General features: G+C 74.4%; 14 protein-coding genes. 5 read left to right on the top strand and 9 right to left on the bottom strand.

The annotated features are described in order from the left end of the window. Window positions 1-11: 11 nt before the first annotated feature. On the top strand, window positions 12-572 hold the full coding sequence (locus ACH4TP_RS09885) for a hypothetical protein (RefSeq protein WP_389227049.1): 561 nt from the start codon (window positions 12-14) through the stop codon (window positions 570-572). Here the strand turns inward: ACH4TP_RS09885 and ACH4TP_RS09880 are convergent. From ACH4TP_RS09880 to ACH4TP_RS09870, 3 genes are all read right to left on the bottom strand, one after another. Continuing rightward, on the bottom strand, window positions 550-1038 hold the full coding sequence (locus ACH4TP_RS09880; RefSeq protein ID WP_398185607.1) for a hypothetical protein: 489 nt from the start codon (window positions 1036-1038) through the stop codon (window positions 550-552). The genes ACH4TP_RS09885 and ACH4TP_RS09880 overlap by 23 nt on opposite strands. A gap of 86 nt (window positions 1039-1124) precedes the next feature. Then, window positions 1125-2129 (bottom strand): cytochrome P450, encoded by a 1005-nt coding sequence (locus ACH4TP_RS09875; protein ID WP_389227043.1) that lies wholly within the window; start codon window positions 2127-2129, stop codon window positions 1125-1127. A gap of 329 nt (window positions 2130-2458) precedes the next feature. Then, the gene (locus tag ACH4TP_RS09870) at window positions 2459-3007 is read right to left on the bottom strand and encodes an FHA domain-containing protein (RefSeq protein WP_398185610.1); all 549 of its coding nucleotides are present in this window, start codon (window positions 3005-3007) and stop codon (window positions 2459-2461) included. Between the two features lie 134 nt (window positions 3008-3141). On the opposite strand from ACH4TP_RS09870, the gene ACH4TP_RS09865 reads away from it, so the two are divergent. Together ACH4TP_RS09865 and treZ are read left to right on the top strand one after the other, a co-directional pair. Continuing rightward, complete coding sequence (locus tag ACH4TP_RS09865; protein ID WP_398185613.1) at window positions 3142-4131, top strand: GNAT family N-acetyltransferase; 990 nt, start codon at window positions 3142-3144, stop codon at window positions 4129-4131. 55 nt (window positions 4132-4186) lie between these two features. Next, window positions 4187-5938, top strand: a complete 1752-nt coding sequence (gene treZ, locus ACH4TP_RS09860) for a malto-oligosyltrehalose trehalohydrolase (RefSeq protein WP_398437818.1) — start codon at window positions 4187-4189, stop codon at window positions 5936-5938. 16 nt (window positions 5939-5954) lie between these two features. On the opposite strand, the gene ACH4TP_RS09855 is transcribed toward treZ, so the two are convergent. The 4 genes from ACH4TP_RS09855 to ACH4TP_RS09840 form a co-directional block, all read right to left on the bottom strand. Next, window positions 5955-7082, bottom strand: coding sequence for an aminopeptidase P family protein (locus tag ACH4TP_RS09855; RefSeq protein WP_398185616.1), 1128 nt, complete (start codon window positions 7080-7082; stop codon window positions 5955-5957). A gap of 143 nt (window positions 7083-7225) precedes the next feature. Next, on the bottom strand, window positions 7226-8185 hold the full coding sequence (locus tag ACH4TP_RS09850) for a hypothetical protein (RefSeq protein ID WP_389227031.1): 960 nt from the start codon (window positions 8183-8185) through the stop codon (window positions 7226-7228). Window positions 8186-8234: 49 nt separating this feature from the next. Continuing rightward, complete coding sequence (locus ACH4TP_RS09845) at window positions 8235-9116, bottom strand: LysR family transcriptional regulator (RefSeq protein ID WP_389227028.1); 882 nt, start codon at window positions 9114-9116, stop codon at window positions 8235-8237. Continuing rightward, a complete protein-coding gene (locus ACH4TP_RS09840) occupies window positions 9117-9641 on the bottom strand; it encodes a tetratricopeptide repeat protein (RefSeq protein ID WP_389227025.1) in 525 nt (174 codons plus the stop codon). Window positions 9642-9737: 96 nt separating this feature from the next. Here ACH4TP_RS09840 and ACH4TP_RS09835 point away from each other — a divergent pair, with 96 nt between their 5' ends. Together ACH4TP_RS09835 and ACH4TP_RS09830 are read left to right on the top strand one after the other, a co-directional pair. Next, window positions 9738-10478 (top strand): hypothetical protein, encoded by a 741-nt coding sequence (locus ACH4TP_RS09835; protein ID WP_398436904.1) that lies wholly within the window; start codon window positions 9738-9740, stop codon window positions 10476-10478. 48 nt (window positions 10479-10526) lie between these two features. Then, a complete protein-coding gene (locus ACH4TP_RS09830) occupies window positions 10527-11078 on the top strand; it encodes a hypothetical protein (protein WP_389227019.1) in 552 nt (183 codons plus the stop codon). Here the strand turns inward: ACH4TP_RS09830 and ACH4TP_RS09825 are convergent. Continuing rightward, the gene (locus tag ACH4TP_RS09825) at window positions 11032-12330 is read right to left on the bottom strand and encodes an MFS transporter (RefSeq protein WP_398436902.1); all 1299 of its coding nucleotides are present in this window, start codon (window positions 12328-12330) and stop codon (window positions 11032-11034) included. The two genes, ACH4TP_RS09830 and ACH4TP_RS09825, sit on opposite strands and share 47 nt — an antisense overlap. A gap of 33 nt (window positions 12331-12363) precedes the next feature. Further along, on the bottom strand, window positions 12364-12861 hold the full coding sequence (locus ACH4TP_RS09820; RefSeq protein ID WP_398436900.1) for a YcxB family protein: 498 nt from the start codon (window positions 12859-12861) through the stop codon (window positions 12364-12366). Window positions 12862-13249 lie beyond the last annotated feature (388 nt).

Genomic DNA, 13249 nt, shown 5'->3' with positions numbered 1-13249 from the left:
AGCTGATGATCATGACGAAAGATCAGACCGGGCGGATCATCGGCGCCGCGTTCGGACTCGTGTTCATCCAGGCCAACGCGGTCGCCCTGCCGACGGCGGTCGCCGCGCCGCTACGGCTGCTGTCCCTCGCCGGGTTCCTCTGGGTGGCCGTCCTCGGGCGGCGCGGCCGGGCGGCGGCAACAACATCGGCACCGGCCGAATCCGGCACCCGGTTCGGCCGGCGCTACTGGTACGTGGTGGCGGTCGAGGTGGCCGGGCTCGCGGCCGGACTCTTCGTGATCGCCCGCGTGCTGCATGCCCCGGAGGCGTCCGTGGGCTGGATCGCCTTCGTCGTCGGCGTGCACTTCTTCGGCCTGGCGGTCGCCTGGCGCAGGCCCGCGCTCCACGCGCTCGGAGCCTCGATCGCGGTCTGCGGCGCGGCGGGCCTGGCGCTCGCGGCCCTCGACCTCCCGGTCGTCGCGATCAGGACCGTCGCCGGAGTTCTCCCCGGCGTCCTGCTGCTCGCCTCGGTGCTGCGGCCGGGCCGTACGAACCCGGCCGCGTCCGAGGTCAGGAGCGGGACGCCCGCGTGACCCAGCACTCGGTGTACTCGGAGGCGTCACCGGTTCCGGGGTACCGGGTGGACACGTCGACGCTCTTGGAGGCGCCCGCGGCGACCGCGACGGCGGTCGTCCTCACGCTGGCCGGGGCGACACCGGTGCCCGTGTCGCCCTTGAACTCCGTCGTGAAGTCGTAGTCGTAGTCGAACGTGTTGTCGTTCTTCACGGTGATCCGGGCGACCAGGTTCCTGGTCGCCGGGTCGTACTTGCACGAGTCGACGGTCAGATCGCGGATGGCCTTGTCGGCGCTGCCCGTGCTGCCGGACACGGAGCCGCCGGAGCCGCTGCCCGAGGTGCCGTCGTGGTCGTCGCCGTGGTTGCTGCTGCTGTGGCTGCCGGAGCTGTGGCCGCCGCCGCAGCTGCCGCCGTGCGAGCCGCGGGCGCCGGTCAGGGCGACGACCGCGACGCCGAAGACGGCGATGGCACGGACATGGCGCATGTTCATATGTAAATCCCCGTGGAAAGTGGCAGTTCAAGCGTCCGGTTGACGGGCGCACGTCACCCTAGCAGCGGGGACGGGGCCTCTCAGCCGCCCGGCCGGACGATGAGACTGCGGGGAGCGCGGGTGATGAGGCCCGTGGACACGGGACGGAAGCCGTCGGCGAGACGCAGGCGGGGCATGGCCGTGAAGAGGGCCCGCAGGGCGTACTCGGCCTCGAATCCGGCCAGGAGGACCGCCGGGCAGAAGCCCGACCCGTAGGTGAGCTGGCCCGGGTCGTTGCGAAAGGGATCGAAACGATCGGGCTCGCGGAACCGCTCCGGGTCGCGTCCCGCCGAGCCGACGAGCAGGGCGACGGACGCGCCCGCCGGGATGACACCGCCGCTCACCGGCACCTCGGCGGCGGTGCGGCGCACGGCGATCTGCACGGGCGGGTCCCGGCGCAGCGACTCGGTCCAGGCGCGGGAGACCAGACCGGCGGGCGCGTCGCGGAGGGCGGCGACCTGGTCGGGATCGGCGAGGACGTTGCCGAGGAAGGAGGCGAGCGCCTTCTCCCGTACGGCGATCTGGCCGCCGCACTCCCCCGCGAGCGCGCCCGCCGCCCGGCCGCGCACGAGCCGCATCATGTCGCGGTAGGGCACGCCGACGGCGGCGGCGACGGTTCCGGCGGGCAGCCAGTGGCAGAAGTCGGCGACCAGGTCGGCCTGGGGCCGTTCGGCGATCCGGCGGGCCAGGACGTAGGCCGTCCGTTCGGTGACCGCGCGCAGGGCCTCGATGTCGACGTCGACGTGGGCCCGCGCGCACGGCGGGTCGCCGGGCCGGTGCCCGTGCGTGAAGCGCGCGTCGGTGAGGGCGGCGGCCACGTCCGCGTACCGGCTGAGGACCCAGGCCCGCAGCAGCGGGTCGTACGTGAGCGGGAACTCCTCGCGCAGGGTCCGGTGGATCCCGTGCGGGTCGCGCGAGGCGCCGGGGTCGAGCGGACTGGGCGCGACGGTCCGCCCGCCGGGCGGGACGGGCCCGGCGGCGGCCGGGTCGGCGAGGGTCCGTACCCGCCCGGGGACGGCCGCCCCCGCGGGCGGCGCCGGCGCCATCGACGGCAGTCGCGTCCAGGGATCCCCGGAGGACAGGCGGTTCCCGGGAGACAGGCGGTCCCCGGAAGGCGGGCGGCCCCCGGAAGGCAGGTCGTTCCCCGTGCCCCGCTTCGGCTCGTCGCTCATCGCGCCCCCTGTCGGTCGGCGGTGGGTGCCGCGGCCGGAGATCATGGCGCGCGTCTGCCCAGCCCATCATCGCGGGGGCCCCACCGCCCGCCGCGTACCGCCGAACGGGTGAACGCCCACGAGGTCCGATTCAGCCCATGCCGTGCATTTCAGCTGTGCCGTGCGGTTCATTTGTGCCGTGCGGTTCAGTCGTGCCGTGCGTTTCAGTCGTGCGACAGCCGGAAGGACATCTGGCCGAAGCCGACGACGTCCCCCGGCCGGACCGCCACGGCGCCGGTGACCCGGCGTCCGTTGACGGTGGTGCCGTTCGTCGAGCCGAGGTCGCGCAGCACCCAGGTCCCGCTCTGGAGCGAGAGTTCGGCGTGCAGCCGCGAGGCCGTCTCGTGACTGAGCCGCAGCCCGTTGACCGGGTCGCGGCCGATCCGCAGCGGATACGGGCCCGGGTGCGGCAGGAGCAGCTTCGGCAGCCGCTCGGCGCTCCAGGCCCGCCCGATCCGCGCCGTGAACGCGGACATCTTCTCGACCGCGCCGACGACGCGCCGGGTCCAGGTGCCCTCGGTCCTCAGGTCGGCGGTGAGCAGGGCGAGTTCGTCGGGCCGCCGGGCCTGGAGCGCGCGCTCCATCCGGAAGAGGAAGGTGTCGTGCGAGAGGCGGCCCTGAGCGGCGCCCTCACGGAGCAGCCCCAGCGCGCGGTCCCGCTCGGCGTCGGTCAGCCGAGGAGAGTTCGCCGGAAGCTCGAAAGGGGTCGTCACGCAACTGATTGTCCGCCGGTCGGCCCCGACGTGTCCAGAAGGGCCGCTGACCTGGAAACTCCGTACCGGTACGGCGACATCGCTGTTACGGTCTGCGGGCTCTGCAACCACAGATCCCCCGGGGGAACCACGACGTGACCACGTCTTCCGCACCGTCCACCACCGACCTCGTCATCCGCCCGCTCGACGGGCCCGGGGAACTCGACCTGTTCCTCCGCCTCACGTACTCGCTCGACCACGAGCTCGCCGACGACCTCGCCACCGGCCGCCGCCTCCCCGGCTGGATGTGGGTGGCGCTCGACGGCGACCGGCTCCTCGGCCGGCTCGCCTGGTGGACGGGCACGCCGGGGGCCGGGCCGCAGGCGCTCGACTTCTTCGACCTCGCCCCGGAGCTGTCCGAGGAGGAGCGCGCCGAGGTCGGTCTGCGGCTCCTGGAGACGGCGACGGCCGCGGTGGTCCCGGCGGGGGCGCGGCGCCCCGAGTTCGGGCGGTTCATGCCGGCGGACTGGCGCGAGGTGCCGGAGACCCGGGCGCTCCTGGGGTCGGTGTTCTCCGTCCTGGAGCGCACGGGCGCGCGCCCGCTGGTCGAGCGGCTGCGTCTGGAGTGGCGGCCCGGCACCCCCGTACCGGAGCCGAAGGGTCGTCTTGAGTTCCGTCCTGTGCGGGACCGCGAGGACCTGGTGGCGCTGATGACGCCGGTGATGGAGGGCACGCTCGACGCGCACGGGCAGGCCGACCTGGCCTCGGGCCTGTCGGCGCGGGAGGCGGCGGAGCTGCACTTCGACGAGGAGCTCGGGAACTACTCCTCGCCGCGCGCGTGGTGGCGGGTCGCCCAGCTGCCGGGGAGCGGCGAGCCGGTCGGCTTCGTCGTCCCCGCGCGGAACAACTACCACCACACGATCGCGTACATCGGTGTGCTGCCCGCCCATCGCGGGCACGGGTACGTCGACGACATCCTGGCGGAGGGGACCCGGATCCTGGCCGCCGCCGAGGTGCCCCGGATCCGGGCGGCGACGGACCTGGGGAACGTGCCGATGGCGGCGTCGTTCGCCCGCGCGGGCTACGTGGCGTTCGAGCACGCGGTCAACTACGTGTGGGACGTGCCGGGCGCGTCGGGTTCCTGACTGCCAGGATGGTCGCGGTAACCGTGCGTGAGTGACCGTCGACGAGGGGATTCCCGTGCTCTTCGAGGTGTGGGCGCCGAGCGCCCGTGACCGGGTGACGCTGGAGCTGAACGGCTCCGCCCATCCCCTGGACCGGGACGCGGAGCGGGACGGCTGGTGGTCGGGCGTGGTGCCCGCCGGGGACGGCGACCGGTACGGCTTCTCGCTCGACGGCGGGCCCGTGCTCCCCGATCCGCGCTCGCGCCGGCTGCCCGACGGGCCGGACGGGCTGAGCGCGGTCGTCGACCACTCGGCGTACGCCTGGCGGAACGGGTCCCCGCGGCTGCGGCTGCGCGGCGCCGTCCTGTACGAGCTGCACGTCGGCACCTTCACCCCGGAGGGCACGCTCGACGCGGCGGCCGCGCGGCTCGGGGAGCTCGCGGGCCTCGGCGTCACCCATGTGGAGCTGATGCCGCTGTGCCCGTTCCCCGGGGTGCGGGGCTGGGGGTACGACGGGGTGGCGCCGTGGGCGGTGCACGAGCCGTACGGCGGTCCGGAGGCGCTGAAGCGGTTCACGGACGCGGCGCACGGGCTCGGCATGGGCGTGGTCCTCGACGTGGTGCACAACCACCTGGGCCCGTCGGGCAACCGTCTCCCGTCCTTCGGGCCGTACTTCACGGACACCCACCACACGCCGTGGGGCGCGGCGGTGAACCTGGACGCGCCGGGTTCGGACGAGGTGCGGGCGTACTTCCTGGGGAGCGCGCTCGCCTGGCTGCGGGACTACCGGATCGACGGGCTGCGGCTGGACGCGGTGCACGCCCTGGCCGACACGCGGGCACTGACCTTCCTGGAGGAACTGTCGTCCGCCGTGGACGAGTTGGCGAAGGAGCAGGGCCGCCAGCACTTCCTGATCGCCGAGTCCGACCTCGCGGACCCGCGCACGACGACCCCCCGCACGCTCGGCGGCCTCGGGGTCCACGCCCAGTGGAACGACGACTTCCACCACGCCCTGCACACCGCCCTGACCGGCGAATCGCAGGGATACTACGCCGACTTCGCGCGCGCCCCGATGGCGGCGCTCGCCAAGACGCTCACCCGGGTCTTCTTCCACGACGGCACGTACTCGTCCTTCCGGGGCCGCCACCACGGGCGTCCGGTGGACCGGGAGCGCACCCCCGCCCACCGCTTCCTGGGCTACGCGCAGACGCACGACCAGATCGGCAACAGGGCCCTCGGCGACCGCCTTTCGGCCTCGCTCTCCCCCGGTCTGCTCGCCTGCGCGGCGACGCTGGTCCTCACGGGCCCCTCGGTGCCGATGCTGTTCATGGGCGAGGAGTGGGGGGCGAGCACGCCCTGGATGTACTTCACCGACCACACCGACCCGGAGCTCGCGGAGGCCGTACGGCGGGGCCGCAAGCGGGAGTTCGCGGCGCACGGCTGGTCCGAGGACGAGGTCCCCGACCCTCAGGAGCCGGCCACCCGCGACCGCTCGGTCCTCGACCGCTCCGAACGCGAACGGGACCCGCACAAGCGGCTCCTCGCCTGGCACCGCCAGCTCATCGCCTTGCGCCGCACCCTGCCCGACCTGACGGACCCGGACCTCGGGGGCGTGAAGGTCGCCTTCGACGAGGAGGCCCGCTGGCTGGTCTTCCGGCGCGGCGACCTGCGGGTCGCCGTCAACCTGGGCGGGGAGCCCGCGGTCATCCCCCTCGGCTCCAACGGCCGCGACCGGGTCCTGGCCTCCTGGGACCCGGTCGACGCCCCGGCGGCGGACGGACTGCTCCGCCTCCCGGGCGAGTCGGCGATCGTCCTGGCCGACGGCTGATCCGGCCGGTGGGGCGCTACTCGACGATCGCCATCTCGCGCGGGGTGTTGTTGAAGCGGCGGCCCGCGCCGTCCTCCGTGGCCGTGACGATGTCCTCGATGCGGACGCCGAAGCGGCCCGGGAGGTAGACGCCGGGTTCGATGGAGAAGCACATGCCGGGGACGATGGGGAGTTCCTCGCCCTCGATCATGTACGGGGGTTCGTGGGTGGTGACGCCGATGCCGTGGCCGGTGCGGTGGATGAAGTACTCGCCGTAGCCGGCGTCGGTGATGACCTTGCGGGCCGCGCGGTCGACCTCCTGGCAGGCGACGCCGGGGCGGACGGCCTCGAAGCCGGCCTGCTGGGCCTCGCGGACGAGGTCGTGGACGCGGCGCTCCTCGTCGGTGGGCTCGCCGACGTGGACGGTGCGGGTGGTGTCGGAGCCGTAGCCGTGCTTGAGGCCGCCGAAGTCGAGGACGACCATGTCGCCGCGCTCGATGGTCCGGTCGCCGGCCTCGTGGTGCGGGTTGGCGCCGTTGGGGCCGGAGCCGACGACGGTGAAGTCGACCTGGGAGTGGCCGAACTCCATGAGGAGCCGGGCGAGGTCGGCGGCGACGTCGGTCTCCTTGCGACCGGCGAAGCGGACCTTGAGGATCTCGCCGTACGCCTGGTCGGCGGCGGCCCCGGCGGCCGCGATCCTGGCCAGCTCGTGGGCGTCCTTGACGCCCCGGAGCATCGGCAGGGCCTCGGTGAGGGAGACGTACGAGGTGCCGGGCAGGGCCTGCTGGAGGCCGAGGAGGTGCATGGCCCAGGCGTTGTCGCTGACGCCGAAGCGGCCGTCGACGTCGAGGAGGGGGGCGGTGACGGCGTACGGGTCCTTGCCGTCGGTCCAGTCCCGCAGGGTCAGCGCGGCGGCGCCGACGGCCTTCTCGGCGTCGGGCGCCTCCAGGGTGGGGACGACGAGGACGGGTTCCTGACCGGCGGCGAGGACGAGGACGGTGAGGCGCTCGGTGATCGCGGTCGGCTGGTAGCCGGTGAGGTAGACGAGGTCGGGTCCGGGGGCGACGAGCACGCCCGCGAGTCCGGCGTCGGCGGCGGACTCGGCGGCGCGGGCCATCCGGGCCCGGTAGTCGTCCGCGGTGAAGGGCACGACCTGTTCCGACATGGTGGCTTCTCCTCGACGTCTGCGTCCGGTGCGACGTACAGCATCCTGCCGGGCGGGGGCGCGGGGCGCGACCGGATACCGGAGCGGGGCGACCGGTCAGCGGTGGCCGGGGCCCTGGGCTCAGTGGCGGTCGGGGCCTGGGCTCAGTGGCGGTCGGGCCCCTGTGCGATGAGCCGTTCCAGGAGGGCGTGGAAGTCGTCGCCGACGACGATCCGCAGCTCGCCCCGCTCCTCGTCGTGCTCGCTGAGCTGGGTGAGGGTGCCGCCGCGCCACCAGAAGACGTACGGGCTGATGGCGCCCGGCACGTCCTCGTACCCGGCGGCGGCGAAGGAGGCCATCGCGCCGAGGGCCGGGATGATCGAGGTGTCCCGGATGGGGTGGAAGGCGAGCTGGTGGCGGAAGGGCAGGGCGACGAGGGCGCCGTGCTCGCCGAGCGGGAGGCCGGTGACGCGCCGGGCGACGCCGTCGAGGTCGAGGACGCGGCTGGCGGTGTAGAAGGAGTCGCCGAGGATGACCTCGAAGCACATGCCGTCGGCGTCGCGGACGGTCTCGTGCTCCTCGACGGGCAGCCCGCGCAGGTTGCGCAGGGCCCGGTCGCGGAGCTGCGCGTGGTCGCCGAGCCGTTCGAGGGCCTCGTCGGTGAGCATCATGACGCTCTCCGGCAGGTCGAGGGCGAGGACCTCGTAGAGGTTGGGGGCGACGGTCCTGGCGTAGCCGAAGGAGGCGGCGTCGATGCCGTCGCCGCTGACGACCCGGGGGTAGAGCTGGGCGCGGATCTGCTCGGGCGGCAGGGTGTCGAGCGCGGACGGGCCGTCCAGGGCGCGGACGACGAGGCCGACGTGGCGGTGGATCATGCCGGGCCAGACGCGGGGGCCGCGCCGGTCCTGGTGGCAGACGGCGGCGAGGTTGCCGAGGCCGAAGCGGCGGCCCTTGTCGTCGATGACGTGGTCGGCGTAGACGGTGACTTCGAGCCCGAGTTCGGCGAAGGTCTCGCGGACCCGGCCGCGGAAGAGCGCGGCCTCGCGCTGGGAGAAGTACGCGAACTCGGGGTCCCTCGGTGCGTCGTCGCCGTCCCGCCTGGGTCCTCGTCGCAGCCACCCCACGCCCGTCCGCCTTCCGTCGCCGTTGCGCACAGGGTAGCGACTGCGGGTGTCAGCGCTTGAGCCGTCGTACGAACTCGGCCACCGGTCCGGTGGGTTCGCCGCCCGCCGCCGCCGGGAGGAGGAGTTCGGTGCGGTGGACGAGGCGGGGCGCGACCAGGGGGACGGCCGCCGCTCCGGGGACCTCCCGCGCGGCGGGCAGCGGCAGGAGGGCCAGGCCGTGCCCGGCGGCGGCGAGGGCCGCGAGGGTGCGGGTGTCGGTGCCCTCGTAGCGCAGGGCGTCGCGGAAGCCGCGCCCGGCGGGCCCGCCGTGGACGGCCCGCAGCCGGTCGAGGGGGATGCCCGCGTCGGGGGCGTCCAGCCAGCGGGCGTCGACGAGGTCGTCGAGGCGGACGCCGGGGCGTCCGGCGAGCGGGTGGTGGGCGGGCAGGACGACCGCGAGGGGTTCCTCGGCGACGGCGGTCGCGGCGAGCGGGGCGACGTCGGTGAGCCGCAGCGGGTCGCTGGGGGCGGCGATGCCGTCGACGAGTCCGGCGTCGGCCTCTCCGGTGGCGACGGCGGCGGGCACCTCCTCGCGGGGCAGCCCGCGCAGGGTGGCCCCGGTGGCGGGCAGGGCGGCGAGGGTGCGGGGGGTGAGGGCGAGCGGGGAGGCGGCGACGTCCAGGGTCGCGCGGGGCGCGGCGGCGAACCGGTCGAGGTCGGCGCGGGCCGCGTCGAGGCGGAGCAGCAGCGCCCCGGCGTGTTCGAGGAGCCGCTCCCCGGCGGGGGTGGGGGCGACGGGCCGCCGGGTGAGCAGCGGCAGCCCGAGGTCGGCCTCCAGGGCGGCGATGTGCTGGGAGACGGCGGACTGGGTGTAGCCGAGGTCGCGCGCGGCGTCGGAGAAGGAGGCGAGCCGGGCGACGGTGACGAAGGTGCGGAGGAGGTGCGGGTCCACTCAGGAGCCCTGGCGCGTCTTCAGGAGGTCCTTGGCGTAGTGCGCGAGGGACCGGTTGTAGCGGGGCAGCAGGGGGGCGAGGGCGCCGAGGGCGAGGGAGGCGGCCTCGCGGTCGCGGCCGGTGTCGGCGAGGGCGAGGGCGAGGAAGGCGTCGACGGCGCCGGAGAGGGCCTGCTCGTCGGCGTCGAGCCGGTCGGCGGGGAGGGCGCGCTCGGCGGTGAGGAGTTCGACGCTGCGGTCGGGGCGGCCGAGGTTGCGCAGGCTGCTGGCGAGCTGGATGACGGCCCGGCGGCGGCGCAGTCCGGTGAGGCCGAGGTCGAGGGCCCGCTGGTAGTGGACGACGGCCTCCTCGGGCATGCCGGTGGAGTCGTGGGCGGCGCCCAGCTCGAAGACGGCGGCCGCGTCGTCCTCGGGCCGCTCGGCGGCGAGTGCGGCGACACGGGCGCGGAAGTCGGCGGGCTCGTGCGCGTCGAGGCTCTCCCAGAGCGCGGTGACGCGGGCTTCCCAGTCGTGATCGTTCGTCATGCGCCCACCCTAGCCGGGTGAGGATAAGCATCCGCGATGGAGAGTGCAGGAATCATCGTTGGACGTGAACGAGGGACGCCGCCCAGCATGGCGGTCATGAACACCAACACGTACACCCCCCGGATCGCCCTGGTCGGCGACCGCTCCCCGCACGTCCGCTCGCACGTCCGCATCCCGCTCCTCCTGGACGCCCTCGCCGAGCGGGACGGGCTCACCCTCGACGCGTACTGGATCCCGACGGTCGACGCGGAGGCGCCGGGCGCGGTGCGGGGCTTCGACGCGGTGTGGGTGCTGCCGGGCAGCCCGTACGCGAGCGAGGCGGGGGCGCTCGCGGCGATCCGCACGGCCCGCGAGGACCGCATCCCGTTCCTCGGCACCTGCGCCGGCTTCCAGCACACCCTGATCGAGTTCGCCCGGGACGTCTGCGGTCTGGAGCGGGCGGCGCACGCCGAGAACGACCCCTCGGCGGACCCGGACGACCTGCTGATCGCGCCGCTCGCCTGCTCGCTCGTGGGCCACGAGGGCGTCGTACGCGTCACCCCGGGCTCGCTCGCCGAGAAGGCGCTGGGCGCGGAGCGGACGACGGAGCGCTACCACTGCAACTACGGCGCGGACAGCCGCCACCTGGACACCCTGCGGGCCCACGGCCTCCGCTTCACGGGCGCCGACGAGGAGGGCGGCATCCGCATCGCCGAACTCCCCTCCCACCCGTTCTTCCTGGCCACCCTCTTCCAGCCGGAGCTCTCGGGCGACGGCACCCGCCCGCACCCGCTGGTCCGCGCGCTGGCGGTGGCGGCGACGGAGCACGCGGGCGTCGGAGTCCTCCAGGCCCACTAGCCCCCGTCCGTGGAATCGTGCTCCGGATGCCGACCGTAGGCTGTCGGCATGCTCCTGATCCACGGCGGAACGACGACCGCCGATGCGCCCGTCCCGCGCACCGGAGGCGTCCCGCTCGTCCCGGACGGCTTCGTCTGGCCCCGGTGCGGCGAGTGCGGCGGGCCCATGCAGTTCCTCGTCCACCTCCCGATGCCGTTCGGCGTGGTGGCGGTCTTCTTCTGCCAGAACGACCCCGGCATGTGCGACGACTGGGACGCCACCTCCGGGGGCAACGCCGCCTTCCTCTTCCGGGGCGAGCTCGCACCGGCCGCCGTTCCGCCCGAGGGCGAGACGGCCCTCGGCGCGGTCACCGCTCTGCTCCCCCACCCCGAGCACGCCCCCACCCGTCGACCGGTCCTGGGGCGCCTGGGCGGCGCCCCGGAGTGGCTCCAGGACGACGAGACCCCCGTCTGCCCCGCCTGCGCCCGCCACATGGCGTTCACCGCGCAGCTGGAGGAGGGCCACGACTACGCCACCGCGGCGAACTTCGGCGGAGGGGGCCTCGGTTACGTCTTCAGCTGCCAGCACTGCGGCGAGGCGGCGTTCCTCTGGCAGCGCTGACCTCCTCCGCGCCGGCCGTGCCGGGGTGGGGGCGGCGGGTGCGTTCCGCCCAGGCGACCACGGGCGGGCCCGCCGCGCCGACGGCGGCGAAGAAGGCGCCGAGGAGCAGCCAGCCCGCGTGGCCGAGGCCGAGGACGGCGGTCGTGAGGACGGCCGGGGCGAGGGCCTGCCCGGCGTTGAAGCCGATGCCGAAGAAGCCCTGGTACTGGCCCTGGGCGTGGTCGGGGGCGAGGTCGAAGGCGATGGTCCAGCCGCCGGAGGACTCCCACACCTCTCCGAGGCTGTGGACGCAGACGGCGAGGATGGCGAGCACGGGCGCGACCCAGGCCGGGACGTCCGCCGTCAGGGCCATCAGGGGGCAGCTGACCAGGAAGAGCAGCCCGGCGACACGGAACGCCCGGCCGCCCTGGCGGGGCGTCTCCACGCGGGAGCCGATCCGGCTCTGGAGCAGGATGCACACCCCGCTGTTGACCGCGTTGACCGCCGCCACGGTCCAGCGGGGGGCGTCGGTGTGGGCGGCGAGCCAGATCGGCAGGAGCAGGGCGACGGTCTGGTACTGCAGGCCCATGGCGCCGTAGAGCGCGGTGAAGGTCACGTACGGCCGGTCGGCCAGGACGGCCCAGCGGCGGTGCTCCTCGGGCCGGGGCAGGGGCTGGTAGTTCGGGACGCCGACGAGGCCGATCAGGCCGGCCCCGGCGAAACTGGCGGCATTGGCGAGGATCAGCACGGTGTACGCCGCGCGGGTGTCGACCGTGACGGCGAAGGCGGCGCCGAGGGTGCCCAGGACCACGCCGATGTTCACGAACGTGCGGAGCCTCGCCCGGAAGGCGGCCGGGCGTTCCCCTCCGGCGCGGGCGATGAGCGCCCCGCCCGCCGCGTTGCCCGCCGTCGCCGCCAGCCGGTCCAGGGTGGCGATGAGCGTGAACGTGGCCCAGCCGTCGATGAGGACGAACGCGGCCATCGTCACGGCCTGCGCCATGGCGGCCGTCAGCCAGACCGTACGCGGCCCGTACCGGTCCGCCAGGTTCCCGGCCGGGATCCCGGCGAGCAGCCCGACGAGCCCGGCGATCGTGAGGCCGAGGCCGACCTGCACTGCGGGCAGGTGCACGACCAGCGTGAAGTAGAGCATCGCGGCGGTGTTGAACAGACCGTTGCCCACCCGGCTCACGAAGCTCGCGACGATGAGGGCACGCTGCGGGCCGCTCGATCTCGGTAAGCCGGATATGCGGAGCCTCGCGCGTTTCCCGATCATGCCGAGCAGGCTAACAGCGCGTCCCCCTGCCCCTCAGAGGCGGGTCAACTGTCGTTCCAGCAGCTCCCGCAGCCGCTCCGCGTCCTCGGCGGAGCTCAGCCCGCGCAGCGGCAGCACCTCCACGAGCAGGATGTTCGGGTCGCGGCTGAGCAGCACGAGGTGGTCGCGGGTCTCTCGGTAGCCGCGGAAGACCGACCAGCGCTGGAGGAGCGTCACGTGCGCGGTCTCGGCCGTGATCCCCGACTCGCCGACGGACGTGCGGTACTCCCCCTGCCAGGAGACGGTACGCAGCGCGTGATGCGCCTGGAAGTGGGGCATCGCCCAGATCAGAAGGGCGCAGAAGACGGCCAGTACGGCCGACACCGCGGTGGCCTCCCGCGCGGCCAGGGACAGCAGGGCGGCCGCCCCGAAGAGCGCCGTGAAACCCCAGCGGACGAGGTGCAGGCGACGGAGGCGCTCACGCACCAGGACCCCGGCGAGGATGTCGGCCCGCGTGGGCCGGTAGGTCAGCTCGATCATGTCCACGTCCATGGGACGGGGATCGTAGCCGTTCCCCCGACCCGCCCTCGGGACGGGGATCGTAGCCGTCCCACCAACTCACCCTCGGGATGGAGGTCGCAGCCGTCCTGCCAACTCGCCCTCGGGGCGGGAGCCTTAGCCGTCCCGGCGACTCACCCTCGGAAGGGGGGCCGTGACCTCCCCGCCAACTCACCCTCGGGGCGGGAGCCTTAGCCGTCCCGGCGACTCGCCCTCAGGACGGAGATCGTAGCCGTCCCACCGACCCACCATCGGAAGGGGGGCCGTGACCTCCCCGCCAACTCACCCTCGGGGCGGGGGCCTTAGCCGTCCCGGCGACTCGCCCTCAGGACGGAGATCGTAGCCGTCCCACCGACCCACCATCGGAAGGGGGGCCGTGACC

The organism is Streptomyces sp. NPDC021012, assembly GCF_044333355.1.
In the GTDB taxonomy this organism is placed as follows: Bacteria; Actinomycetota; Actinomycetes; order Streptomycetales; family Streptomycetaceae; genus Streptomyces.
The sequence above is the reverse complement of the archived record's forward strand: the minus strand, read 5'-3'. Positions and strand labels throughout refer to the sequence as shown.

Excerpts from the sequence above, each read along its gene's own strand:
- ACH4TP_RS09885 (WP_389227049.1), top strand. The coding sequence starts at position 12 with ATGACGAAAGATCAGACCGGGCGGATCATCGGCGCCGCGTTCGGACTC.
- ACH4TP_RS09880 (WP_398185607.1), bottom strand. The coding sequence starts at position 1,038 with ATGCGCCATGTCCGTGCCATCGCCGTCTTCGGCGTCGCGGTCGTCGCC.
- ACH4TP_RS09875 (WP_389227043.1), bottom strand. The coding sequence starts at position 2,129 with ATGGCGCCGGCGCCGCCCGCGGGGGCGGCCGTCCCCGGGCGGGTACGG.
- ACH4TP_RS09855 (WP_398185616.1), bottom strand. The coding sequence starts at position 7,082 with ATGTCGGAACAGGTCGTGCCCTTCACCGCGGACGACTACCGGGCCCGG.
- ACH4TP_RS09840 (WP_389227025.1), bottom strand. The coding sequence starts at position 9,641 with ATGACGAACGATCACGACTGGGAAGCCCGCGTCACCGCGCTCTGGGAG.
- ACH4TP_RS09835 (WP_398436904.1), top strand. The coding sequence starts at position 9,738 with ATGAACACCAACACGTACACCCCCCGGATCGCCCTGGTCGGCGACCGC.
- ACH4TP_RS09830 (WP_389227019.1), top strand. The coding sequence starts at position 10,527 with ATGCTCCTGATCCACGGCGGAACGACGACCGCCGATGCGCCCGTCCCG.
- ACH4TP_RS09825 (WP_398436902.1), bottom strand. The coding sequence starts at position 12,330 with ATGATCGGGAAACGCGCGAGGCTCCGCATATCCGGCTTACCGAGATCG.
- ACH4TP_RS09820 (WP_398436900.1), bottom strand. The coding sequence starts at position 12,861 with ATGGACGTGGACATGATCGAGCTGACCTACCGGCCCACGCGGGCCGAC.